Genomic DNA, 24,897 nt, shown 5'->3' with positions numbered 1-24,897 from the left:
AATATAAAGATGAAAACATATATCAAACATAACCCTTGGCAAATTATCGAAGACACCTTTCGTCCCGAACATAATGAATTTTCGGAAAGTATCTTCGCTATTGGTAATGGTCGGATGGGGCAGAGGGCTAATTTTGAAGAAGAATTCAGCGGGAAGTCGTTACAGGGATCGTACCTAGCGGGTATTTATTATCCTGACAAAACACGCGTGGGCTGGTGGAAAAATGGGTATCCCGAATATTTTGCCAAGGTCATCAATTCCATCGATTGGATAGGCCTACATATTCTAGTGAATGGGCAGGTTCTCGACCTAAACAAAGTTGCGGTCAAATCTTTTGAACGTCGCCTGGATATGCAAAATGGGGTTTTATACCGCAGTTTTATTGTGGAAATGCCCGATGGGGCACAGTTGAAGGTTGAAGCAAGCCGGATGTATCATCTGTTTGCTTCGGAAACAGCTTCATTACAGTACAACATACAGGCACTTTCCGGTCCGATTGCTTTGGAGGTCCGCTCGCATTTAAATGCTGAAGTTGTCAATCGAGACAGTAACTACGACGAGCAATTTTGGGAAAGCACAGCGCAGGGAAGAGATGGTGAAAATACCTTTGTGGCGGCGCGTACCAAGAAAACTGGCTTTGAGGTGTACGCCCTGCTTACAACTACCGTGACAGGACCTACAGCCGTTGTCGAAGTGCAAGATACGGTGACAAGTCGAGGCTGTATAGCAGAAATTTATAAGACCGAGCTAAGCGAATCTCAAATTTGTCGCGTTGAAAAGCGAGTTTCCATTGTTACATCACAGAACCATGTGTCGGCAGAGCTAGAAGTGGCTGCTTCGGTCAATTTACATAAGCTAGATGCACTGAGCTATGAGCAACTAAAGGAGAAACAAGCAGCAGCTTGGCAAGCGATCTGGGCAGAAAGTGACATTGAAATCAGTGGTGATGTTGCTGCGCAGCAGGCTATACGCTATAATATATTTCAGCTCAACCAGACCTATACCGGCGAAGATGAGCGACTCAATATTGGTCCGAAAGGTTTTACCGGAGAAAAATATGGCGGTGTCACCTATTGGGATACTGAAGCTTATTGTATTCCTTTTTACCTCGCAACACAATCTCCAAATATTGCGCGTAACTTGTTGATTTATCGTCATCAGCAATTGGGTAAAGCCATCGAAAACGCCGCTAAACTTGGCTTTACCAATGGAGCTGCACTTTATCCCATGGTGACGATTAATGGTGAGGAATGCCATAATGAATGGGAAATTACGTTTGAGGAAATTCATCGCAATGGAGCTATTGCATTCGCGATTTATAACTATGTCCGTTACACCGGTGATCAGGACTACATCTGGTCACACGGCTTGGAAGTCTTGATTGCGATAAGCCGATTCTGGGCACAGCGCGTTAATTGGAGCGCTGAGCGCCAGCAATATGTCATGTTGGGGGTGACGGGACCAAACGAGTATGAAAACAACGTGAACAACAACTGGTATACCAATCGGATTGCTTCCTGGTGCCTAGAATATACACTGGACTGTTTAAACAAGCTGGCGCAGCTGAACTCCGACATTGCTGACGCATTAAAAACGAAGTTAGCCATAGGAGCGGAGGAACAGGAAAAATGGCAGCATATTATCGATAACATGTATTATCCTTTTGATGCGCAGCGCGGGGTGTTTCTGCAACAGGATGGTTTCCTCGACAAAGAGTTAATTCCTGTGGCCGAACTTGATCCGGCTCAACGACCGATCAACCAGCGTTGGAGCTGGGATAGGATTCTACGTTCCTGTTACATCAAACAGGCCGATGTGCTGCAGGGCTTTTACTTTCTCGAAGACCAGTTTGATCTTGAAGCCTTAAGGCGACATTATGAATTCTATGAGCCGTTTACGGTACATGAAAGCTCGCTTTCTCCTTGCGTCCATGCGATATTGGCTGCTAAGTTGAATAAACCAGAAAAAGCCTATGAATTCTATCTGCGGACCTCTCGTTTGGATCTGGATGATTATAATAACGATACCGAAGACGGTTTACATATCACTTCCATGGCGGGTACCTGGATGACAATCGTAGAGGGCTTTGCAGGAATGCGGATTAAGGACGGAAAACTGTATTTAAATCCAATGTTGCCTAAAGAGTGGGAAGGGTATAAATTCCGTGTCTTATTTCGCGGTGCGACCTTGTTGATTACGGTACGGTCGGATGGATTTACGATCGAAAATGACAGTGACACTGCGGCCCATATCCAGACGGAGGCAGAAGCTTTCATTCTGGCTGCACAAAGCAAAAAGCAGGTGTTTCAGGTTCGGTAAGCCCCTGCTTTCAGCAGCGTAAGAACCAATCTTATCCTGCTGAAAATAGGGATTAAGTGATAATTAAATTGTATTTTGTCTTAAATTTTGATAGCCTATTATGGGAAATAAACCTGAATTAAGCATTAGCCAGGTCATCAATATGAGTTTTGGGTTTTTGGGCATACAAATGGGGTTTGCCTTACAAAACGGCAATGCTTCCCGTATTCTACAGACATTTGGTGCTGATGTAGAACACCTGTCGCTGTTTTGGCTTGCAGCTCCGATTACGGGGATGATTGTGCAGCCAATTATCGGGCATTATAGCGATCGAACCTGGAATAAATTGGGGCGTCGTCGGCCTTATATTTTGGTGGGTGCACTGCTGACCACCATAACCCTGTTTTTGATGCCGAATGCAGCAGTATTTACCACATTGCTAGCACCACTTTGGATAGGAGCAGGACTATTAATGTTTATGGATGCTTCCATCAATGTGACAATGGAGCCCTTTAGAGCCTTAATTGGCGATAATCTACCGAGTAACCAACGTAGTCTTGGATTCTCCGTACAAACCTTTCTGATCGGTATTGGAGCCGTATTGGGATCGTTACTTCCCTTTATACTGACAAAATATTTTCATGTGCAGGGAACTTCCGAAGCTGGTCAGGTGCCAAACAATGTGATATATTCTTTTTACTTTGGTGGTTTTGTACTGCTTCTAACGGTGTTGTGGTCGGTGTTTAAAACGAAGGAATATACGCCACAGGAATTACGGTCATTTTCCGATACCCTGGTGGTTGAACAGGAGACAGCGCCAAAATTTGGTTTGCGCGCTATTGCCAGCGATATTGGTAAGATGCCATTGATCATGCGCAAACTCGGTTGGGTTCAATTCTTTTCCTGGTTTGCCCTTTTTATGATGTGGGTATATACAACTCCTGCGATTGCAGATTCGGTTTTTTACCTGCGGGAAGGAAATCGGCAGGATCTTTATATGGAGGCGGCCAATTGGGTGGGCGTGCTTTTTGGTATTTACAATGGGGTATCGGCTCTATATGCTTTGTTTATTCCGCGGATAGCCAAACAGCTCGGGCGTGGAAAAACGCATGCGCTTGGGCTTTCCATTGGAGGACTTTCGTTGATTTCATTGTTTCTGATTAAAGATGCTAATCTGCTGATTCTTCCCATGATCGGTATTGGTATCGCTTGGGGAAGTATTTTAGCGATGCCTTATGCCATTTTGAGCGATCACCTGCCTGCAGGGAAAATGGGGGTTTATATGGGGCTTTTCAATTTCTTCATTACCTTACCACAGATTGTATGTGGATTTTTTGGAGGAATGATCATCAAATATTTTTTTCATAGCCAATCCATTTATGGCTTGTTGTTGGCCGGTGTATTTATGCTGCTGGCTGCATTCTTTGTTCCCAAGAGTAAACGCTAAGATCATTATCGTAGACGTAGTAAATAGAGCTTACGTCTACGATTTTCTGCTCACTTGGCCCAGCTCCTGCAATTGGATTTTCATCATCTCCTTAAGTATACTAATTTGCTTTAGTTAGCACGGCTCGCTTTTACACAGCGGGATAATTTCGTTCGATTTACTAAAACTTGTGCGTATCAATTGCTGAAAAATGCACCATCATTTGCTGAACACGTATACATTATTTACTGTTTTCAAGAATATAGTTGCTCGGCGACATACCATAATGTTTATGGAAGTCCCTGGAAAAATTGGATTGCACGGTGTAACCTACCATCGTTGATACTTGGGTAATGTTGTATTCTTTCTGGGTAAGCAGTTCTGCCGCTTTTTTTAATCGTGAAATATTGATCAATTCATTGGGTGTTAGGTCGGAGAGTCCTTTGATTTTACGGTAAAGGGTCGGACGACTCATATGCATCAGTTTGGCCAGTTCATCCACATTAAGGTCTATCGCTGAAATATTCTCATAAATAACCGTATTGAGCTGACTGATGAAATCTTTGTCAGGACCCGAAACGTTGATATCTATTAAGTTGGAGCTGAGGGTGTTAGTGAAGTAATTCTTGATAATTTTTCGGTTCTTGAGAATATTGCGTATTTGTACCATGAGGAATTCAAGCGAAAAAGGTTTTTCGATATAAGCATCGGCACCATTTTTTAATCCCTGAATTTTGGAATCCAATGCATTTTTTGCGGTCAGAAAGATCACGGGAATATGACTATAGAGAATATCTGTTTTGATACGTCTGCATAAAGCTAGGCCATCCATAATAGGCATCATGATGTCTGTCAGTACCAGTTGTACATTCTCCTGGTCTAATATTTCGAGCGCTTCGGCACCATTGCCAGCTCGTAGGATTATATAGCTGGTTTTTAATTCTTTATTGAGGTAGGCGAGAATTTCTTTATTGTCTTCGACGAGTAGAATCACCGGTTTTTCTTCCTCCTGCTCGTCTGGTTTATCATTTAATACATGATCGTCATTATCTTCCTGAAAAGATTTGATGTCCAGTGATTGTTCTTGAAAAATCGGTACAGACAGCAGGAATATATTGCGGTTTTCTTCCAGATAGACAAGTGACAAGGTTCCTTGGTGCAATTCGACCAAGGAGCGGGATAGGGGAAGGCCAATACCTGTCCCCGTATCTTTATCGGATTCGTTCAATCGATAAAATGGTTCAAATATTTTTTCTCTTTTTTCATAAGGAATAAGCTCACCATCATTCTTAAATTCGATATTGAACATAATATCATCGCTATTAAAAGGGAGGAGCCTAACATAGACTTCTTCATCTGCATATTTGATGGCGTTGTGAATAAGATTAGTAAAGATTTTTCGGAGAGCTTCCTCATCCACATAAGCAGCGAGACTGATACGTGGCAGGCTAAGCTCATAATGCAACTGTTTATCTTTTGCAAGATAATTTAGGTCGTGGAATACTTCGGATAGGAGTGTGTTGATGTCCGTTTTAGTAAAAATAAGGCTCATATTGTTGGTTTCTGCTTTTCTAAAATCCAGTAGTTGGTTGGTCAGGCGAATTAAACGCGCTGTATTCTTTTCAATTAATGCGAGATCCTTGGCTGTGTCGCTATCGGTAAATTTTTGTTGGTTTATTATTTTCTCAAGGGGCATTTTGATCAGGGTGAGTGGCGTACGAATTTCGTGGGCCAGATTGGTAAAGAACTCCAGTTTGAGATTATAAATTTCCTGTTCTTTTTTTCGTTCATAGCTATCCATCTTTTGAGCATTATTGGCCTTTATAAGTAGAAAATAATACCGTAATACGAGCAGTATAATCGTACCAAAGCTCACAAAATAAAGTAAGTACGCCCAGCTTGATTGCCACCAGGGGGGCGAAACAATGATGAGCAGTTTTTTTTCTGTCGGATTCCAGACGCTGTTGTTATTTGCACCCCTGAACTTAAACGTATACGTACCTGGTGGAAGTTTATTGTAATATATTTTTTGATTTCCCGTAATATCGGTCCAGCCTTTATCATAACCTTCCATAATATAACGATAGGGATTGCTCTTTGGGGAAACAAAGCTCAAGGCTGCTATATGGAAGCTGATATTGGAATTGTCGTAGGTTAAGTGTATCTCTTTTGATAGGGAGATGGATTCTTTGAGTATGCCATTTTCACTAACCGGCACACTGACATTGTTGATCTGAATGCCGCTGATGAATATGGGTGGAATAAAACTGTTCTTAATGGATTTTGTGGGGTTGAAGCTTACCATTCCTTTGATAGTCCCGAAATATAAAGTTCCGTCGCTATCTTTAAAAGCCGAATTATAATTAAACTGATCTGCGGGAAGCCCATCTCTGGAGGTATAGATGACCCTTCGAGGGACACCCTCGTCCAGCCGGACCAGTCCACCGCCGGTCGATATCCAGATGCTGTTGTTGTCGTCTTCCAAGACCTTGAATACTTGATTAGAAGGTAAACCGGATTCGGTCAGGTAGTTGGTGAAACGTCCATCACGGCGGTATTTCGAAAGGCCGCTTTCGGTGCAAAACCATAAATTCTTTTTGCTGTCTTCAAATAGGCCGTTGACGTAATTATTGACGAGTGTATTTTGTTTACCTTGTTCGGACAGCAAATGCTGTATTTCTCCCGAGCTGCGGTTATACTGGAAGATCCCACTGCCATAGGTATTGATCCAGAGTATACCATATTCATCTTCATAAATGCCTTGTATCCATGCTTGAATAGGAAGGAGATCAAAACTGTCCTTATTTTTGTTGTAGGCGTATAAAGCGCGGTCTGTGCCAACAAACATCGTATTGTCTTTGGACTTATAAATGCATACGGCGAAGCTACTTTGTAAGGGACCTTGGCCGATGCGGTCATAGTGCTTTTTTAATTTTCCAGTCTTTACGTCGAGAATGTCAAGTCCATGTGTGGTGGATCCTACCCAAAGATCGTCGCCGATTGTTGCCAAGCCATGGACATTGTTATGCGCAATACTGCCTTTTTTTCCGTTGGCAATGAAATGCTGGATTTGTTGTGTTTGGGCATCTATTTTGTTCAATCCGCCATCTTCTGTTCCGATCCAGAAATTTCCATAGCGATCTTTTTTGATATCGTGTACAATATTACCTGATAGGGCTGATTTTCCAAATCCGGACAAATACTTCTTGAAATTGTCGAATTGGTTGCTGTATTGGTTAAAGCCACCGAAAAATGTTCCAAACCAGATATTGTCTTCACGGTCCCGATAGAAATTCAGGACAGCATTGTCAGAAATGGCAAATGGATTGAGCAGGTCTTTTTTGATGTGTTGGCTCTGGCCTGTGTGAATATCATAGGTGTATATTCCGGTTTCAGTTCCAATCCAGTATGTCGACTCTGTTTGTTGAATAATACAGTTTGCCTGAATGACTTTGTTGGGGTAATGACTTGCAAATAGATTTTTTAATGTGCCATTTTTGAAATCAAACAAATAAGCCGAATTGATTGTTCCGACCATTAGCAATGAATCGTTGATCGCATATACGGTTTTGGTATTCGCTAGTGTTTGTCGATCGATCTTTTTAAGATCAACAGGGAAAAATTTACCCGTATTAACCTGATACCGTAGTATTGTACTGTTATTGTCTGTTACCCACAACCCACCTTTCTTACTGCTGGTGATCGCTACTAGGGTATTTTTGTTGAGATCAAATGGGGATATTTCTCCTGTATAAGAATTGTAACGGTACAGTTTTCCATTGGAAAGCAACCATATAAAGCCTGCGTATTCGTGTATGGCATTTACTTCACCGATGGATATGAGCTTGAATGGTTTGAAATCTTCTTTTATGGGATCGTAACGATAGGCACCCCGTGTGGTACCCACCCATAGGACACCTTTGCTATCTGTGAGGAGGCTTAAAATAGAAGAACTTCCGATACTTGTCGAATCTGAAGCATTGTGTCGAAATATTTTAAATTGATTACCGTCAAAACGATTAAGGCCATTCCTCGTTCCTAGCCACAGAAAACCCTGAATATCTTGTGTAATACATTTGACCGTACTATTGGAAAGGCCATCGTGGGTCTGATAGTTTTTAAAATAGATCGATTGTGCCTGCAGGTTGATAACTGCCAGCAAGATATACAAAAGGAGTATGGTGGTTATTCTTTTCAAAACTGATTACGTTGAACTAAAAATAGGCAATTAAAAGATAAAAAAGAGTTTTACTGATACGCTTTGATATAAAATTGAGACGCTCTGATTGGACGAGATACAAGGATTTGCGCATTTTTATAAAACAATAATAACCAAATATAAACGTATGTTTCGCCCTAGAATTATGACAGGTATATCCTGTATCCTTGTTTTTCAGTTTGTTAGGTTTTTGTTTTTACAGGTGCGGCAATATCTTCACGATGATTTGGTATTCCATTTGGGCGTTAACGATTTTGATACTGATCGTTACGTATTTGCAATAATCGGGAAAGACCATACTCATTTCAAATGAGTTTTAGGACTAAAAATAAACCATTAAAAATCACTTATTATCAGCTGTGTATCTATTGCACACGATAAAAAATCAATTAAACCACCAATCAAAAAGCGTATGAAAAATAAACTACTTGCACAATGCGTAATGACGCTCACATTTCTGCTTGTATCTTTTATTGTAGTTGCCCAGACGAAAGTCTTGAAGGGGAAGGTTGTAGATGAGACTCAAAGTCCATTGGCAGGAGCTACGATCAAAGTAAAAGGGGGTACCGCGGCTACCACAACAGACACGGAAGGTTCCTTTACATTGACTATTCCCAGTGAAGCTAAAACGCTGGAAGTATCCTTTATCGGATATACTTTAAAAGAAGTACCTATTGTGGGGAGCGATATCACGGTAGCGCTTGAACCTAGTGCCGGTCAGGGCTTAGATGAAGTCGTTGTGATCGGTTATGGTACGGCCCGTAAAAAAGATCTAACGGGGTCTATGGTCACTATTGGAGCAAAAAACTTCAATAAGGGGATCATGACCAGTCCCGACCAACTCATACAAGGAAAGACACCAGGGGTGATGGTGATTAACAATACGGGGCAACCTGGGGGATCAACCACAGTACGTATTCGTGGGAATTCATCGATCCGCGCCAGTAACAACCCGTTATTTGTGCTCGATGGTGTGCCGATGTCGGGCAACTCCCCTCTGCCCGAAGGAAGAGGAGGTTTTTCTTCCGACAGAGGAAATCCTTTAACTTACTTAAATCCGGGTGACATTGCTAGTATGGACATCCTTAAAGATGCTTCGGCTACGGCAATTTATGGATCACGTGGGGCAAATGGTGTAGTCATTATTTCCACGAAAAGAGGTAAAGTAGGACAGCCCGAGGTTTCTGTGGGAGCCTCTGCAGGTGTTTCTACCATGCGGGAATATCCTGATGTATTGGATGCAGCGCGATTCAGAGAGGCGTTGAAATATTATACACCATCTGAAGTGGCAAATGCTGATTTTGGTGGTAATGAGGATGCTTTTAAAGCAATCACAAGAAAAGCCATCACGCAAAATTACTATGCTGACGTGGCGGGCGGAACCGAACATGGTAAATACCGTCTTTCGGGTGGGTATTTAAACCAAAATGGTATTATTCGTGGCTCACAACTGAAGAAATATACAGCCAATTTTAACGGGAATTTCCGTTTTTTGGAAAACAAACGATTGGGATTGGATTTTGCAGTCTTTTTGACGCAAATGGATAATAAATACGCACCGATCAATGCGATGGTAGGTTCTGAAGGAAATGTGATTTCCCAAGCACTGCAATGGAATCCAACGCGACCATTACGCGATGAGCAAGGTAATTTGACCTTTGTGAGTTCAACCACACGAAATCCATTGACAAGCATTGAAGCCTTTAAGGACTTGGCGACAACCAATACAATGGTGGTCAATTTGGCGCCATATTATAAAATTACAGATGATTTAGAGTATCGCTTTATTTATAGTGCGATGCGACAAACAGGAAACCGCGAGGGTATGTACCGCGCCGGGCTTATTGATCCTTCTGCTGTGAACAATGAGCAGGCTTTTATCTCCAATAACGGGGAAACCAACTTGCAAATGACGCATATGCTCTCCTACAATAAACAAATCAATTCAGATTGGAGTGTCAATGCAGTAGCAGGCTACGAGTATTTGGATTATAATTATAATAATAACATTTCCTTTGGCGGTGGATTTCGCTACCTGGGGTTAGATTATTTTGACTATCTACAATATACGCCTGTTTCCACGCGTGAAATATCGTCGTATAGAAGTCCAACAAACCAATTGCAATCGCTTTTTTTACGGGGCGGCTTCAATTACTTAGACCGTTATTTATTCACTGCAACAGTGCGAAGGGATGGTTCAACGAAATTTGGTTCAAACAACAAATACGCCATGTTCCCTTCGTTGGCCGTAGCCTGGAATGTTAATCAGGAAGAGTTTTTAAAGTCTTCCGGTATCTTTGACCAATTGAAAGTGCGATTGGGTTGGGGAAAAACAGGTAACCAAGAATTCCCTTCTGGTGCCTCATTGAATAGATTGGTCTTCGGTAATCAGAGTGTAAGCCAGGCTAACTATGGAAATCCTGACTTGAAATGGGAAACTTCGACGACGATCAATGCGGGTATAGATTTCGGAATCTGGGGCAACCGTCTATATGGATCCATTGATTATTTTAATAAAAAGACCACAGATGCGCTATTTGAGCAAACGCTTGCACAGCCAGCTCCTGCGGGACGTATTTGGGTAAATTTGGACGGTGAGATTGTCAATAAAGGGGTAGAGGTCGCGTTGACAGGTACAATTATTAAAAATGACAATTGGACTTGGGATTTGACAGGTAATGCAACATTTCTTAAGAATAGTGTAAGTGGCCTTGTTGGTTATTATGAGACAGGAGCACTCCGCGGACAAGGTTTTTCTGGTGTATTGGGACAACGAATGGTCAATGGCCAGCCATTGAATGTATGGTATTTGGCCGATTACCAAGGTATCGACCCGCAAACCGGAATGAGCATGTACCGTGGACAGGATGGTAGTATCAGTACGGCCAACGATCCTGCAATTAATAAGTTTTATATGAACAGTCCAAATCCAACCACATTATTGGGTATCTCCACCAATGTAAATTATAAACAGTTTTCTTTGGCTGCCAATATGAATGGCGCTTTTGGACATTATCTATTCAATAATACGGCAGCGACAACTTTGGGATTGAGCAATTTGTCATCACGGAATATCGGTTCAGCATTCTTTAATACAGCTGTAAAAGAGTCTACTTCCAATTCGGCTGCGCCTTCGACGCGATTCCTTGAAAAAGGTGATTATCTAAAAATGGCTAATCTTACTTTAAGCTATCGTGTTGGAAATGTAGGCAGAACACTGAAGAATTTAAATGTATCCCTTACTGGACAGAATCTTTTCATCATCACGAAGTATACAGGGTTTGATCCTGAGGTGAATACAGATGGTGCAACAAATGGTATTCCTTCGTTGGGTATCGAATATTTACCATATCCACCGGCAAGAAATATCCTATTGGGGGTTAACTTCTCACTTTAAGCGTATACTGTAGATCATTAGATAATAAAAAGAGGAGAGTATTAAGATTGATTTAAACATATTCATATTAGTGAATGAATAAATCTGATCGCCTCATTACGAATGAAACACTAAAGGCAGTATGAATGCCTTACAGTCAAAATGGATGAATAAATAATCAAATTTAGACGGATGAAAAAGATGAAATTAAGAACTTTATTATATATCGGAATAATTGGCTCCATTGTAACAAGTACATTTTCTTGTACTAAACTAAAGGAGGAATTTAAAGGAGAATTGGAAGAGGGGACATCCAATGTGGATCCTGGAAGCTTGTTGATCACAGCTTATAATTCATTGAATACCCCTTATCAGCAGGAACAGCGCTGGGTGATGCAGGAAATATCCACAGATGCTGCTATGGCTCCTACACGGGGAGGTGACTGGGATGATAATGGGATGCATCGTGCGATCCATTTACATACCTGGAATGCTGATAATGGTTATATGAACAATACATTTGTAAGTCTTGGTACAGCCATCTATAATGCGGGTAATGTGTTGCGGTATAATCCGAGTGCACAGCAAGGTGCTGAAGCGAAGTTTATTCGTGCGTTGGTCATGTTCGATATGTTGGATCTCTATGGCGTAGTACCCGTCCGGGAAGGAGCCTCTTTTGAAGATTTTAGAATCCCACCAGAGGTGTTACAGCCACAGGCGGCTATTGATTATATCGTGAAGGATCTCAACGAAATTATAGCGAGTTTGCCTGCAAACGGTCCGAAAGCAGCCTATGTAGCCAATAAAAATGCGGCAAAAGCATTGCTGATGAAGATTTATTTGAATAAGGGAACATTTTTAAACAGACAAGCTCCTTCTTTTGCTGCCGAAGATATGAATAAAGTGGTGGCCTTAGCCAAGGAAATTACGGCTTCGGGATCCTATACTGTTTCTGCAAAGGGCAAGTACTTTGATAATTTCGCGCCCGATAATGACGAAAAGTCTACCGAAAATATTTTCACTTTATATAATAAAAATGGCGATAGAGGTGGAAATGTGGATCGTACCTGGAATACTATTGCGCATTATAATATGAGACCTGGGGGCTGGAACGGTTGGTGTACATTATCAGATTATTACGATAAATTTTCGGATGCCGATGAAAGAAGAGGAATTTACTATAATTATCCGGCTGATACGACTTCTAACAGAACAAAAGAATTCAAACGTCAAAATGTAGGTTTTTTTGCAGGACAGCAATACAATTGGAGTACAAACAAACCATTGATGGCGCGAAATCCAGCGAATGCACCTTTGGTCTTCACGCGTGAAGTGACCATCCGGACCTCTGGAGCTACATTGGAAACAGCGGGTATCCGTCCAATGAAGTATGCCTTTGATTATGCTGTCACTGGTCAACGAAATAACGACTGGGTAGTCTTCCGTTATGCCGATGTATTGTTGATGCAAGCAGAGGCTATATTAAGAGGCGGAACCGGAACTGCAACAGAGGCACTTGGATTAGTTAACACTATTCGGACGAACCGTGGTGTTACTAACTTAACGGCATTGACGCTCGATAATTTATTGGATGAGCGTGCTCGCGAGTTATATTGGGAAGGCTGGAGAAGACAGGATTTGATTCGTTTTGGTAAATTTTTATTGGCCTGGCAAGAAAAGGCTGCGGATGCCGATCCCAAAACATTGGTTTATCCAATCCCGAGTCAACAGATTGCCGTCAATCCAAATTTGAAGCAAAATACAGGTTATTAATTTGCTATATATGCATCAGTAAAACAAGCAACTTCAAGAAGTTCGTTTTATTTTGAAAGGTATTTAGCTGATAGGAACTTACTCTTATCAGCTAAATACCTTCTTTTTTTGAAACAGGTCGTTTCTTACAATTCGTTTCTTTTGACCAGAAAGAACCCGTAGTTTACTTTCACGACGGTTGGTTCTTGTGAGACCAAAAAGCTTTTAGGAAAGAAGGTGCTTAAAATAGAGATAGAAGCAATTGCTCTATTGAAAATATTATCTTGTTTTTTTGATAAAAAATAATCACTTTAGAGGTGGATAACTAGCCAAAAAGCATGGGTCATTTTGATGGATCAAATTGAAATTCTGTCAGATACCAATTTCGATATTCTTTGGAAAGAGGATAACAGCATTGAAACAAGACTATCTAAATGTAGATTATGATGGATAAAATCCTACAGCGGGCACCGACTAACGAAAAGGAGTTTTTTTTAGCTTATCGTTATTGGTACAGGAAATTGTACTATTTTCTGTATCAGAAGACCCAATGTTCGAATCTGGCCGAAGATGTCGTCCAGCAGACTTTTCTAATTGTTTGGGAACGCAAGAATCATGCGAATCAGCAAATCCAATTCAGTACCCAGCTCTTTCAGATTGCATGAACAAAATTAATTGATGAGTTGCGGCGGCGTGCTTTGAATAGAAAATATGTAGAGTTTGAGAAACCTTTTGTACTGACCCAATATGAAGATCTTGAACGACAAATTGCCTATAAAGGAGAGTTAGAATACGTAAAAGAGCTGATTACACAAATGCCTTTTATGCGGCAACAGGTCTTTTATCTCCATAAAATTGAGGAATTGAGTTATAAAGAAATTGCCGTCAAATTGTCTATCTCCCCGAAGACGGTAGAAAACCACGTTAGCATTGGTCTGAAATTTATTAAAAAATTTTTTAAGTTGTCTTAGGGGACAAGCCCATCACTATTCGTATAACAGTTATATACCTATCCCGCTAAAAGGATAGAAACTGTTATGAATCGCAAATCCTTATTAAATAAATTCCTGGCGAATGAATGTTCTGCTGAGGAAGCGAAACTTGTCTTCAAATGGCTGAATGATGATCCGACCTTATTGGATGATTTCATTTCAGAAGATGACTGGGTTTCCTATATCAATCAGGAAAATAAGTCAAAACGTGGTGGTGATAGCCTGTTGAGAATCATTACTGTATTCATACTGTTTGGTTTCCTGTTCATCTTAACCAATCTTTTGAGCACATCAACTGATGAACCTTTACAAACAGCGAGTTTCATTCATGAAATTTACTACAACCCTTCTGCTCAGCCTAAAGAAATTGTTGCAGCGGACCATTCGATTTTAACCTTGGAACCCGGGGCACTGATTCAGCTGGGCATAAAACCGGATCTTGATTTTAGACGGGTTAAATTATTCAGTGGAAGGGTCAGTTTTAAAGTAGCGAAAGATCCTTCAAAACCTTTCATCGTCGAAAGCGGTACGTTGATGACCAACTGCGCTGGGAACAGAATTCATCGTGGATTATAATGCGGCAGTTGAACATGCGAATGGCAGGGACAAACGCATATTGGAGCAGTACTGGCAGCGGCATGTTCAGGAGAAAGAAAACTGAGCTTTAGGAGGCAAGGCCAGCAGCTGAGGCAGGTTGCTGCATTGCACCACACACTTTGCGCCGGGTTTCATTGCGCAGCCCGCCTCGCCGCCGCACGCAGGCAAATATTTGTACCTCATATACGCCTGCCTTCCCTACGTATTATAGAAAGAAGGGCACTGCACCGCCATTACAAACGTAGCTACGCAGGAAAACCGTCAAGGGTGTATAAACAACGGCTATCACCGTTGCCCTTGACAATTCCCTGCTTCCAACTCTGGTTGTTTAAGCGTTGCAATGGTCAGGAGTGTTTATATTCTATCGGAAGGAAATTCGTTAGCACTTTAAGATGAACTAATTACTTAGGTATCATTTCTGATATACTTTAAATCTGGCTACTAATTTCTATAAATTGCGGTATGCGAAGACTCCTGTTAATGATGGTAAGCGGGATCTCCGGGATCAAATGTTCGTATGCCCTGGTAAGCCCGTACACGAGGATCGTGGTTATAGTAATGTAGATCAGTTCAGACCTGACCTTGTTGAACAGATACTTAAAAGGGGGACGTTTGTTCAATAACATTGTTGTACCTCCTGAAAAATATTTATCGTCACTTTTTTACATCGATTTCAATACAATATTAGTTGTCCGGATCATCTGCTTCCAGGTTATATTTCTTAAAGAGCTCGCGGGCGATGAGTTTCACGTTCCAGGCGAGTTCATCCGAGTTGCAGCGCTTCATGGTTAATGGCAGTTTTACGCCGTCTTCACATGCTGTTAATATCAAGGTAAATGATCCCTGCCCGGTGACCTGGTCATCTCCATGCAGCTCCTCAAATACCTGAGCAGCGAAATCCTTTTCTGTGCCAAGTTCCAGAGAACCTATCGTTTCCATTCCGAAAAGCGTGTTCAGTTCGAGACTGATATGATAGCTGCCTGCCATGCCGATCAAACTCCTTTGATAAAGCGGGATATAAAACGAGCTGCCCTTTCGGACAGCCCGTAAACTCCGGAGAATTCAACCTTATTTGATCTCGATCTGACGGGTCACCGATTTGGCCTCTTCTTTCTTAGGCACATTGATCTTCAGAACGCCGTCGGTATAGCTTGCTTCGATGCGGCTGTCGTCCGCACTGTCAGGCAAGGTGAAAGAACGCACGAAAGAACTATAGCTGTATTCGCGCTTATTGTATTTCTTACTGTTCTCGGTGTTCTCGCTGCGTTGTTCTACAGAAATGTTCAGCACCTGATGATCGATATTGATTTTGAAATCATCCTTCTTCAGGCCAGGAGCGGCAAGTTCGATATGGTATTCATCAGGGGTTTCGCTGATGTTAGCCGCAGGTACACGGGTCACCATACGGTCCGATAAGAAAGAATCATTAAAAAAAGATTCAAAGATGTCGTTAAAGCCTGGCATTAACGCATTTTGTTTTCGATCTGAATTAAATTTAACCAATGACATAACTTATTTCCTTTCTTAAACAATTAATGAATCAATTAAACTTAAGAACCGAAGTTCTGTGAACGATTAGTCAAGCAGCATGCCAATCCGAAATGGTTGTACAAAAAATGTTTAAAAAACAGCAATTATGCTATATTTTAACTGTTTCGCATGGCTTTTTCAATAGCAAAATAACAGCTTTAGGCCATTTGAAACTGAATTTTTTTCATCCTGTCTGACAACTTTACATAGTTAAATAACGCAACTAACGATCATCAACAAAAACAAAATACGAGACAGGCTTTTACGGTTATGGCTCAAGCAGCGCCTCGGGTTTTTAGAAACTACGGCAGCATGCTGTTAGGAAAATTGTACCCTGCGGCCTCTTATCCTATCCTTCTTTTTCAAGTTGTTTCTTTCCCCAGTTATGAAGATGCTCTATAAAGGGCATCAACTCCAGGCCGGTTTCGCTCAATGAATATTCCACTTTAGGCGGCACTTCGTGATACATTTTCCGGATGATGAGCTTGTCCTCTTCCAGCTCTCTCAAAGTTTGCGTAAGCATCTTGGTAGTGATATCAGGGAGGGTTCTGCTCAACTCTCCATACCGCAATACCGGTCGCATGCCCAGATGCCAGAGAATGCGACCTTTATATTTCCCGCCGATGCGTTTAAAAGCATATTCAACTCCACATTTTTGTATACACTCAGGAATTTCTGCATTTTTTTTCATGTTAATTTATTTACAACATTTTGATAATCAATAATACATACTTTTTGGTAGGTAAGATACAGATAAGTACATACTTGACAAAAGTATTGGAAAAATTTAATATTGTCCACATCAAACAGCAGAAAAATGGAATTAAAATCACAAAACAAATCAGGCTTAATGAAGGCGATCCGTCAGCACGAGTTTGGTGGTCCTGAAGTTCTCCTTTATGAGGACGCTCCGATACCTATGCTTAAGCAGGGCGAAGTGCTCATTCGGGTTCACGCGGTTGGTCTCAATCCGCCCGACTGGTACCTGCGTGACGGGTTTAAATCGCTTCCTCCTGAGTGGAGGCCAAAGGGGAACTTCCCGCTTATTCTGGGAACAGATGTATCGGGTGTGGTAGAGGCGGTGGCTGATGATGTTAGGGACTTCGCCGTCGGGGACGAAGTTTACTCGATGGTTCGTTTTCCGGAGGGTCTCTCTGTAGAAAGTGGTGCCTATGCCGAATACATCACCGCGCCCGCATCGCAGGTAGCGCTTAAGCCGGCCGCTATCGATCATATCCATGCGGCCGCTGCTCCTATGTCTCTGCTCACCGCCTGGCAATTCATGATTGAACAGGGGCATAATGTACCCAATCCGCTTCAGCCGAAGCAACATGAACCGGTGCCGCTTGAGGGCAAAAAAGTACTCATCAATGGTGCGGCCGGCGGTGTCGGCCACTTTGCCCTGCAACTCGCCAAATGGAAAGGGGCCTACGTGATCGTGGTGGCATCTGGTAAGCATGAAGTACTTTTGCGTGATCTTGGCGCTGACGAATTCATTGATTATATCAAGACCGTACCCGAGGATGAGGTGCGTGGCGTTGATCTGGTCATCGACTCGGTTGGCGGCCCAACGACTAGTCGTTTTTTACGTACGCTCAGGCGGGGCGGCGCACTCTTTCCCATTTTCGGGCTCGGCGCGTCCGGTGGAGCAGAGGCTGAGCAGCTTGGTGTGACGATGTCCACCACCCAGGTCCGTTCGAATGGTGCGCAATTGGCAGAAGTAGCCAAATTACTTGACAACGGTACGATACGCGTCGTCATTGATAGTGTTTTCCCGCTTGCCGATGCCCGAAAAGCCCACGAAAGAGCTGCTCAGGGAAGTATCCAGGGTAAGATTGTGCTCACCGTGGCCTAGAAAGATAAAGGCTCGCTAGGTTGGGGTCAAAGCACTACAGCGAGTCCCATTAAAAGGCTATCCATTACAGATAGCCTTTTCTAATTCTAATCGGTATAAGACCCTAAAAAACTTATTTATTTTATAACGACCATGAAGGATCTTGAACAATTAAAAGACAGGCTATTGATAAAGGAGCTCGTAGACAGGGTTTCAATTTTGGGCGACAGAAAGGATTTTAACGCGCAGGTCCAGCTATTTTCGGAAGATGCGTTGTCAGAAACTTTTGCCGGCGGAACTTCTATCTTAAAACTGCGGTGCCGGAAGGAAATGGCAGCAGCGTTTGGTAATTTCCTTAAGGATTACGAAACTGTTTACCATTTTAACGGACAGCACATTATAAGCATAGATGGCGATAAGGCCTCAGGAACATGTTACTGTACCATTACTTTGATTGGCACAGAGAACAGCAAAAGAATTAAAACCAACATTGGGGCGGTTTACCAGGATGATTATGTACGTGATGGTAACCGCTGGCTTATTGCTGAGCGAACAGGAACTTTTAACTGGCAGGATAAATCTGAGGTTTATCAATGATCAAGCAAAACATCTAATTAGCGTTAAGAAGCAAAGCCGGCTTAATCCACCATAATTTATGGAAGTTTACAGTAAGAGAATGAAAACTGAAAATAGCTTTATAGATAGACTGAGATAGGGTACTGATGATTTTGACTCACTACGATGATGTCCTGTGAGGTGTTAAGAGGCTGCTTGTTCGGCAGCCTCTCTAATATCAAAAACAGTTGGCAATTACTTCTGCACGAATGCCTCAAGATTTTCTGCCATTGGCTCAACTGTGTCCACTGCGTCTGTAATGGTCATCTCCGTAATGAATTCCTCTTTAGGGGTGCGTACCTTTTTCATATTGACTAACCAGTCGTTTTCTCCATCCCGGTAACCCAATGGTAGGATCACCGTACTTTTGTAACCGGTACCCTTTAACTTTAAAAGCTCGTCCAGTCTTTCTGGTATAAAGCCTTCCATAGGCGTGGCATCAACCTTTTGTTCTGCTGCTGCCGCAATCGCGATTGCAAATGAGATGTAACTCTGTTTTGCCGCATGATGCGCCTGCCATTCCGTTCCTGATTTTTCATAAAGGTCCATAATTGTCTCTTTATAGGCATTCATCGTACTGTGCGGCAGCCCGCGTTCGTCCATGATATAGTTGAATACTTTCGAAATACGTTCATCGTCATAATGATCCCATGCGGCAAACACCAGTAAGTGGGAGCAATCGGTGATTTGGCTTTGGTTATAAGCGACACCTTTGATCTTCTCCAGTAATGCTTTGTCAGAAATGACGATTATTTTGTATTGCTGAAGACCTGAAGAGGATGGCGCCATCCGGGCGGCTTCAAGGATATAATTAATTTTTTCCTCCGGAACCCTGGTTCCGTTCATCTTTTTGGTGGCATAGCGCCATTGTAAATCATTAAGTAAACTCATATTTTATTTTTGAGTAAAGGTAGCGCGATCGCTGTTATATTGTAACTTTGTGACAAAAAGTAACTGTGACATTGAGGTAACCTATGTGACAAAAAAGTATCCATATAAATTTATGGAAAAGGAAATTGAAACTAAATCACGGTTTATAGACAGTGAGTGTGCTAAAAAGATACGGGCAATAGATGACACGATGGATATCTTAAGCGGCAAATGGAAAATATCGATACTCTCACGCCTTGGCTATAAGCCGATGCGGTATTCGGAACTTCTAAGAGATATCAATGGCATTGCAGGGAAGGTACTTAGCCGGGAATTAAAAGATCTTGAAACAAACGGTCTGGTTAAAAGGGAGGTATCTCAAACACAACCGCTGTCTGTAACCTACGATGTAACGCCTTATGGAATGACGCTGAAGAGCCTGACTGACAGTATTGCGGAATGGGGATTGCAACACAGGAAACGCATCATTGACTCGCACAAGCAAGACCGGTAATTGAATTTACAGATGAAAAGGAAACTCATTTATTAATAACCCAGTCGTATAGAAAGCTTTCTCGTACACATTTTAAAAATGAGAATGGAGTGGACATAGATATCGGGCTTTGCCGGAGCGGCTGGTGTGATCAAAGGCCGACTTGATGCGACCTCTGATCACACCGGCTATTCCGGCGAACTACTTCTATTCGGCTCAAATTTAAGGAGGCTAAGTTGTAACGCCCTGAAGCAACAATCAGTTTGATAATGAATGACGTTTAAAAAAATCGTTGGCATCCTTCAACCTGAAGGCCAGAAGACCATTAAAAATACCGGTGAATATAAAGGCCGTTGCCGTCCAGGTCAATGGTCACGGCACCCAATACAGGGTTGAAGAATACCTGCGCCGTAAACAATATCGTTAGGACGCCGGCAGTGATCAAACCAGGCGGAATGCCGGGTAGAGTTGGAAAAGAAAGCCGCAGGCAAACCATGTACCACTTCTTTCCCCTCGAAAAATTGACAGTTCAAATGAAAATTCGGCAGCAATAAGCCGTTAACGCATCTCATGTTTTTCGTTTTTTCTGATTCCTGACGCAGGGCACCGGCTTTGTCTTGCGCCAAAAACAAGCGGTTACAACACCGGAATTGAAGAAAGGAGCGTATGGTGGTTGACCACCCTGTTCAGGGCCAAATTGACTACTGAGTTAGATTGAAACCTTCGGCTTTATGGTAAAAAAAGGGTAAAAATAACCCTATATAAGGCTCTGTCAGTGCCCATTTCCCTGTATCACAAATCATAACTTCACTTTCAATGCCTCGAAGGTAAAAACTGAAAACAGGTAACGGAATAGGTATAGAAATGCTGGTTCCTCCGCAAAATGGTCCTAGCCCAAGTTCACATGCCGACTTTTTTGAATCTCTTTATATCGTGGAAGGTGAGATTGAAGTACACTCTTAGGCCTACGTATATACCGCCGCGAAAGGCGCTTTCGTACTCATTCCCAAGGGCGGCGCTGTGCATTACTCCAAAAATGTGAGCGATGCTGTAGCTAAGTTGCTCCGTACTGTAGTGCCAGCAGGTTTAGAAGATTTTTTTAGAGATTGGGCAGCCAGTAGCCGCACGAGAATTTCCGCCTCCAACGAATGCGGAAGCGATTAAACGCATTCAGGATATTGCCCGCTCACATGGGCAAACATTGTATTCACCCGATTTTTTAGACGGCAAATAGGATAGTTTCGTCTTCGCTTAATAGCTTTTAGGGATGGTGCAATGGTTTAGTGATTACCTAGGCGTTTTATCCTTATCTATCCAAAACAGTACTTCATAATCACGTTGATTAGGCGTTTTGGTTACGACTTCACGGGAAAGCTTTATTTCACCTTGGTAAGCGTGTCCATGCTTTTTCTTTGCCAGGCTGCTATATCAATCAACAAAGGGCAAAGGGTTTTTCCAAAATCAGTGAGCGTATATTCTACCCGGGGAGGCAGCTCCCTGTACTGTTTCCTGCTGATCAGGCCATCGGCTTCGAGCTCTCTCAATTGATTAGTTAACACCTTTTTTGAAATAGAGGGTACCCTAACCTGGATTTCGCCAAAACGTCTGGTATTTTTTGAAAGTATATATAAAATCGGCAGCTTCCATCGCCCTCCGAATAAGGCTATCGTCGCTGTAACAGGACAGTCATCATGTTCTAATTCCTTTTCCATTAGTCACTTTTAGGTTACCGCTTTTTGTCTTGTTACCCGCAGCAAGGGTAATTTTTCAAAATCAAATTTGTTTCTTTACCTGACAAAAATAATTAATCTAAAAACAAAAAAATATGATCTTAGTAACCGGTGCAACAGGAAATTTAGGTAAAGCCACCATCGATTCATTATTAAACAGGGGTATAGCCCCAAACAACATTACTGCGTTAGTCAGAGATGAAAGCAAGGCGGCAGAATTAAAATCAAAAGGACTTCAAATCAAACTTGGCGACTATCAGGATTTGGAGTCTTTAAAAAGTGCGTTTCGGGGCGTCGACAAGCTGCTGCTGGTGTCTTCTTCATCAGATATAGGCAAAAGGTTTGAGCAGCACAAAAATGCGATCAATGCGGCGAATGAATCTGGTGTTGGCCATATTATTTATACGAGCTTTGACATGAAGAATTTACAGCAAAGTATCATGGGTGGAGAGGTTCGATATCATGCATATACAGCTGATTATTTAAGACAAACAGGTATCCCCTACACTTTAATGAACAACACAATGTATGCTGACATGATTCCCTTCCTTGTAGGAAAGGATATATTGAATAATGGAATCTCTATCCCTGCAGGAGATGGCAAAACTCCCTTTTTACCAATAAGCGAAATGGCTGAAGCAAATGCTGTTGTATTGACTACTCCGGGTCATGAAAACAAAGAATATATCATCGCCTCAGAAACCGCCTTTTCCTTCGCAGAGATTGCTGACCTGCTATCAGACATTTCCGGAAAAACATTAGCTTATCACCAGCCGGACGTAAGTGCATATGTTGCACAGCTTATACAGGCCGGTCTTTCTGAAGATGATGCAGCGTACATTGCAAGGTTCTGTGGAGCGATTGCTAGAGGTGAATTTGATACGAATAAAAGCGATGTGAAGCGACTACTAGGGAGGAGCCCGGTCAGCCTAAAAGAATTTCTGCAAAATATATACAGTTAATTGGTAGAAGCAAATCCTTTGTGGAAGTGCCGGTTATAGAACCGCTCCCGCATAATAATATGCTTATATATGGAGGCAGAGGCACTGTCCAAATCCAATTGATTTCGCATAACTCTAGGCAGGGAGTTAACGTCATCTTTGTTGATTCAGGCCGTGGAATTCCGGATGTGGAACTTGCGATGGAGCAGGGGTACTCAACCGGCAAAACGCTTTGCATCGGGTTTCCCGGCGCAAAGAGATTTTCAGATCGGTCCGAGATAAACAGCGAATTAGGGAAAGGGACCACCGTCAAGATCACAAAGTGGCGGTAGAAAACTAAACTCAGAAAGTTTTAGCCAGCAGGCTGATCTTCGATAAGTTTACTAAATTGCCTCTTCTTAGCCGCAACTTGGCGGATATGTGATAAAGTTTAGGAAAAGTCCCTTGCAGCGTCATTTGGCTATCTCACGCGCTGAAGTTGCCCAGGTTTATCATGTGTTACCCAATACCGCTTGGTGGTTGGATTTCAGTTCAATGGCCCAAACCGAAGCTCCGGCAGGGACAATCGTCTGCCTATATTCCAAGACGTGGGGTGCACGGTTATAAGAACAATTGTTAACCGGGGTGATACTAAGCGTTACGGTATCCCCCCTTTAAAGTTCAAAAAACAGTGGAAAAAAACTCAGCAGCAAAAGGATTCACACTCGAACAAATAAAGGCAGCTCATGCCAAAGTAAAAAGCGGCGCCGACTTCCACGCTACATTCACGAAATCAAAGCGCTTGGATTGAAAATTATAACTATAGCGTCACTGACGGTACAGTTACGTACTATGGTGAAAGCGGATACCAGATAGCTGCGCCAGCCGTTTATGAGCCTAAGCCCATCAACCCGGATGCTTCTCCGGAGAAATTACGTTATATTATTGCGATTCACCAGAAAGGCCAAACTGATTTTTCGACGTTTTGCGAGCAAGCGGCAAAGCACGTGTAAAACAGATTGAAATATATGCAGAATAAAAACTAATAAATTACACAAAACGAAAAACTCAAATCTAGTTCAACTCACGGAAAGACAAAGAAAGTGTTAGACCCATGTTAGACCTAACAAAAAAGGACTTAAGATTTTAGATCATAAGTCCTTGATAATCAAGTCGGGATGGCAGGATTTGAACCTACGACCTCCAGCACCCCATGCTGGCGCGATACCGGGCTACGCTACATCCCGTTTATTCTGATCGAACGGCCGCTATGAATAGGACCATGATTAAGAATAATTTTTGGTAGCGCTAAAATAATAATTATTGACAAAAAATAAAATATAATTACGAAAAAGCGCCATTCGATTTTTAGAATGGCGCTTTGTGTACTACGAGATGCTGCTTAGAACTTATAACCGACCATAATGCCGATTGTTTTATTTTTTGCATCTAAGGTTTTGTCTACACTCGTAAAACCGTGGCTATAATAAGCATCTAAGGTGAGGTGACTGATGTCTACACCAATACCCACACGACCATCAAATGAAAATTTCTTATAATCGGTATTTGCACTCGACTTGACTGTTTTAACATCATAGTTTAACTGAGGGCCCAATAGTCCCCGGAGGTTGAAGTCGCCATTTTCCAAAAATTTATACCCTACTTGAAGGGGAAGATTGATCTGATAAAATTTAGGCGTTTTCTGTCCGTTTTCGAAGTTATATGCTTTGCGTAAAAGACTGGCACCGATTCCAGGCTGAAAGAATACACGATGTCCAATACGTGCAAATCCTGCAACTGATACGCCAACTTTGCCGTTATTATCTTTGACAGACTTATTGCCAAAGGAACTCATATGATAATTGCTTCCGACTTGCAGCCCATACGTGATGTCCTGTGCCTGTGTAGTACCTGTTAATCCCAATAATGTCAATCTCAGCAGGGCTACTTTGAATGTTGTTTTCATTGTCAAATTATTTTTGTTATCAATTGTATATTGTTCTTTCCTTTATGACAACGGAAAAACTGTATACCCTTAGAAAAAAAATATTTTATAAAATAGATGACTTACCTTTAGTGATAACAATAGCTTTTCTATACTTCTTCTCGGGTGAATCCCATTTTTCAGATGGGAAATGGACTGTGCTTGTTGTCGTATTGATATGAAAAGATTTCAGAATAGGTTCGACTTAGGGATTTGCGATCACCTGATTCAGGTCATTGAAGCTGATAAAAAAATGAAAAA

General features: G+C 42.0%; 20 protein-coding genes and 1 tRNA gene. 13 read left to right on the top strand and 8 right to left on the bottom strand.

Going from position 1 to position 24,897, the window contains the following annotated elements; translation table 11 throughout:
• The first annotated feature begins 9 nt into the window (after positions 1–9).
• Positions 10–2,319 (top strand): family 65 glycosyl hydrolase domain-containing protein, encoded by a 2,310-nt coding sequence (locus B3297_RS02765; protein ID WP_070567638.1) that lies wholly within the window; start codon positions 10–12, stop codon positions 2,317–2,319.
• A gap of 100 nt (positions 2,320–2,419) precedes the next feature.
• Positions 2,420–3,745: an MFS transporter gene (locus B3297_RS02760; RefSeq protein ID WP_112374269.1), complete on the top strand. Its 1,326-nt coding sequence runs from the start codon at positions 2,420–2,422 to the stop codon at positions 3,743–3,745.
• Between the two features lie 220 nt (positions 3,746–3,965).
• Here B3297_RS02760 and B3297_RS02755 read toward each other — a convergent pair whose 3' ends face one another.
• Positions 3,966–7,922: a hybrid sensor histidine kinase/response regulator transcription factor gene (locus B3297_RS02755; RefSeq protein ID WP_254667730.1), complete on the bottom strand. Its 3,957-nt coding sequence runs from the start codon at positions 7,920–7,922 to the stop codon at positions 3,966–3,968.
• A gap of 433 nt (positions 7,923–8,355) precedes the next feature.
• Between B3297_RS02755 and B3297_RS02750 the strand changes: the two genes are divergently transcribed.
• The 5 genes from B3297_RS02750 to B3297_RS02730 all read left to right on the top strand — a co-directional run bounded on the left by B3297_RS02750 (position 8,356) and on the right by B3297_RS02730 (position 14,639).
• Positions 8,356–11,340, top strand: a complete 2,985-nt coding sequence (locus B3297_RS02750; protein ID WP_046674242.1) for a SusC/RagA family TonB-linked outer membrane protein — start codon at positions 8,356–8,358, stop codon at positions 11,338–11,340.
• Between the two features lie 180 nt (positions 11,341–11,520).
• Positions 11,521–13,092, top strand: a complete 1,572-nt coding sequence (locus B3297_RS02745; RefSeq protein WP_286778383.1) for a RagB/SusD family nutrient uptake outer membrane protein — start codon at positions 11,521–11,523, stop codon at positions 13,090–13,092.
• A gap of 422 nt (positions 13,093–13,514) precedes the next feature.
• Positions 13,515–13,736: an RNA polymerase sigma factor gene (locus tag B3297_RS02740; RefSeq protein ID WP_070567376.1), complete on the top strand. Its 222-nt coding sequence runs from the start codon at positions 13,515–13,517 to the stop codon at positions 13,734–13,736.
• A gap of 33 nt (positions 13,737–13,769) precedes the next feature.
• Positions 13,770–14,042: a sigma factor-like helix-turn-helix DNA-binding protein gene (locus B3297_RS02735; RefSeq protein WP_139145030.1), complete on the top strand. Its 273-nt coding sequence runs from the start codon at positions 13,770–13,772 to the stop codon at positions 14,040–14,042.
• 66 nt (positions 14,043–14,108) lie between these two features.
• Positions 14,109–14,639, top strand: coding sequence for a FecR domain-containing protein (locus B3297_RS02730; protein ID WP_070567372.1), 531 nt, complete (start codon positions 14,109–14,111; stop codon positions 14,637–14,639).
• A 705-nt stretch (positions 14,640–15,344) separates the two neighbouring features.
• On the opposite strand, the gene B3297_RS02725 is transcribed toward B3297_RS02730, so the two are convergent.
• From B3297_RS02725 to B3297_RS02715, 3 genes are all read right to left on the bottom strand, one after another.
• Positions 15,345–15,647, bottom strand: coding sequence for a hypothetical protein (locus tag B3297_RS02725; RefSeq protein WP_112374265.1), 303 nt, complete (start codon positions 15,645–15,647; stop codon positions 15,345–15,347).
• 81 nt (positions 15,648–15,728) lie between these two features.
• The gene (locus B3297_RS02720) at positions 15,729–16,169 is read right to left on the bottom strand and encodes an Hsp20/alpha crystallin family protein (protein ID WP_070567368.1); all 441 of its coding nucleotides are present in this window, start codon (positions 16,167–16,169) and stop codon (positions 15,729–15,731) included.
• A 370-nt stretch (positions 16,170–16,539) separates the two neighbouring features.
• Positions 16,540–16,881 carry a winged helix-turn-helix transcriptional regulator gene (locus B3297_RS02715; protein WP_070567366.1) on the bottom strand — a complete coding sequence of 114 codons (342 nt, stop codon included), beginning with the start codon at positions 16,879–16,881 and terminating at the stop codon, positions 16,540–16,542.
• A 126-nt stretch (positions 16,882–17,007) separates the two neighbouring features.
• Here B3297_RS02715 and B3297_RS02710 point away from each other — a divergent pair, with 126 nt between their 5' ends.
• Entirely contained in the window at positions 17,008–18,045 is a 1,038-nt protein-coding gene (locus tag B3297_RS02710) for an NADP-dependent oxidoreductase (protein ID WP_201303494.1), read from the top strand.
• Positions 18,046–18,177: 132 nt separating this feature from the next.
• Complete coding sequence (locus B3297_RS02705; protein WP_286778382.1) at positions 18,178–18,621, top strand: nuclear transport factor 2 family protein; 444 nt, start codon at positions 18,178–18,180, stop codon at positions 18,619–18,621.
• A 213-nt stretch (positions 18,622–18,834) separates the two neighbouring features.
• On the opposite strand, the gene B3297_RS02700 is transcribed toward B3297_RS02705, so the two are convergent.
• On the bottom strand, positions 18,835–19,530 hold the full coding sequence (locus B3297_RS02700; protein ID WP_070567362.1) for a nitroreductase family protein: 696 nt from the start codon (positions 19,528–19,530) through the stop codon (positions 18,835–18,837).
• Positions 19,531–19,579: 49 nt separating this feature from the next.
• Here B3297_RS02700 and B3297_RS02695 point away from each other — a divergent pair, with 49 nt between their 5' ends.
• Positions 19,580–20,023 (top strand): winged helix-turn-helix transcriptional regulator, encoded by a 444-nt coding sequence (locus B3297_RS02695; protein WP_239468724.1) that lies wholly within the window; start codon positions 19,580–19,582, stop codon positions 20,021–20,023.
• 1,355 nt (positions 20,024–21,378) lie between these two features.
• On the opposite strand, the gene B3297_RS02690 is transcribed toward B3297_RS02695, so the two are convergent.
• Positions 21,379–21,714, bottom strand: coding sequence for a winged helix-turn-helix transcriptional regulator (locus tag B3297_RS02690; RefSeq protein ID WP_070567360.1), 336 nt, complete (start codon positions 21,712–21,714; stop codon positions 21,379–21,381).
• A 113-nt stretch (positions 21,715–21,827) separates the two neighbouring features.
• On the opposite strand from B3297_RS02690, the gene B3297_RS02685 reads away from it, so the two are divergent.
• From B3297_RS02685 to B3297_RS02675, 3 genes are all read left to right on the top strand, one after another.
• Entirely contained in the window at positions 21,828–22,694 is an 867-nt protein-coding gene (locus B3297_RS02685; RefSeq protein WP_070567358.1) for an SDR family oxidoreductase, read from the top strand.
• Between the two features lie 399 nt (positions 22,695–23,093).
• Positions 23,094–23,279, top strand: coding sequence for a hypothetical protein (locus B3297_RS02680; protein ID WP_139145029.1), 186 nt, complete (start codon positions 23,094–23,096; stop codon positions 23,277–23,279).
• 179 nt (positions 23,280–23,458) lie between these two features.
• Positions 23,459–23,665, top strand: a complete 207-nt coding sequence (locus B3297_RS02675) for a DUF1398 family protein (protein ID WP_083296025.1) — start codon at positions 23,459–23,461, stop codon at positions 23,663–23,665.
• A gap of 160 nt (positions 23,666–23,825) precedes the next feature.
• On the opposite strand, the gene B3297_RS02670 is transcribed toward B3297_RS02675, so the two are convergent.
• Both B3297_RS02670 and B3297_RS02665 read right to left on the bottom strand, forming a co-directional pair.
• Positions 23,826–23,899, bottom strand: a tRNA-Pro gene (locus tag B3297_RS02670).
• A 155-nt stretch (positions 23,900–24,054) separates the two neighbouring features.
• Positions 24,055–24,618: a porin family protein gene (locus tag B3297_RS02665; RefSeq protein ID WP_286778381.1), complete on the bottom strand. Its 564-nt coding sequence runs from the start codon at positions 24,616–24,618 to the stop codon at positions 24,055–24,057.
• Between the last annotated feature and the right edge of the window lie 279 nt (positions 24,619–24,897).

This window comes from Sphingobacterium sp. UBA3519, from assembly GCF_002377215.1.
GTDB lineage: Bacteria > Bacteroidota > Bacteroidia > Sphingobacteriales > Sphingobacteriaceae > Sphingobacterium > Sphingobacterium multivorum.
This window is presented reverse-complemented; position numbering and strand designations above follow the sequence as displayed.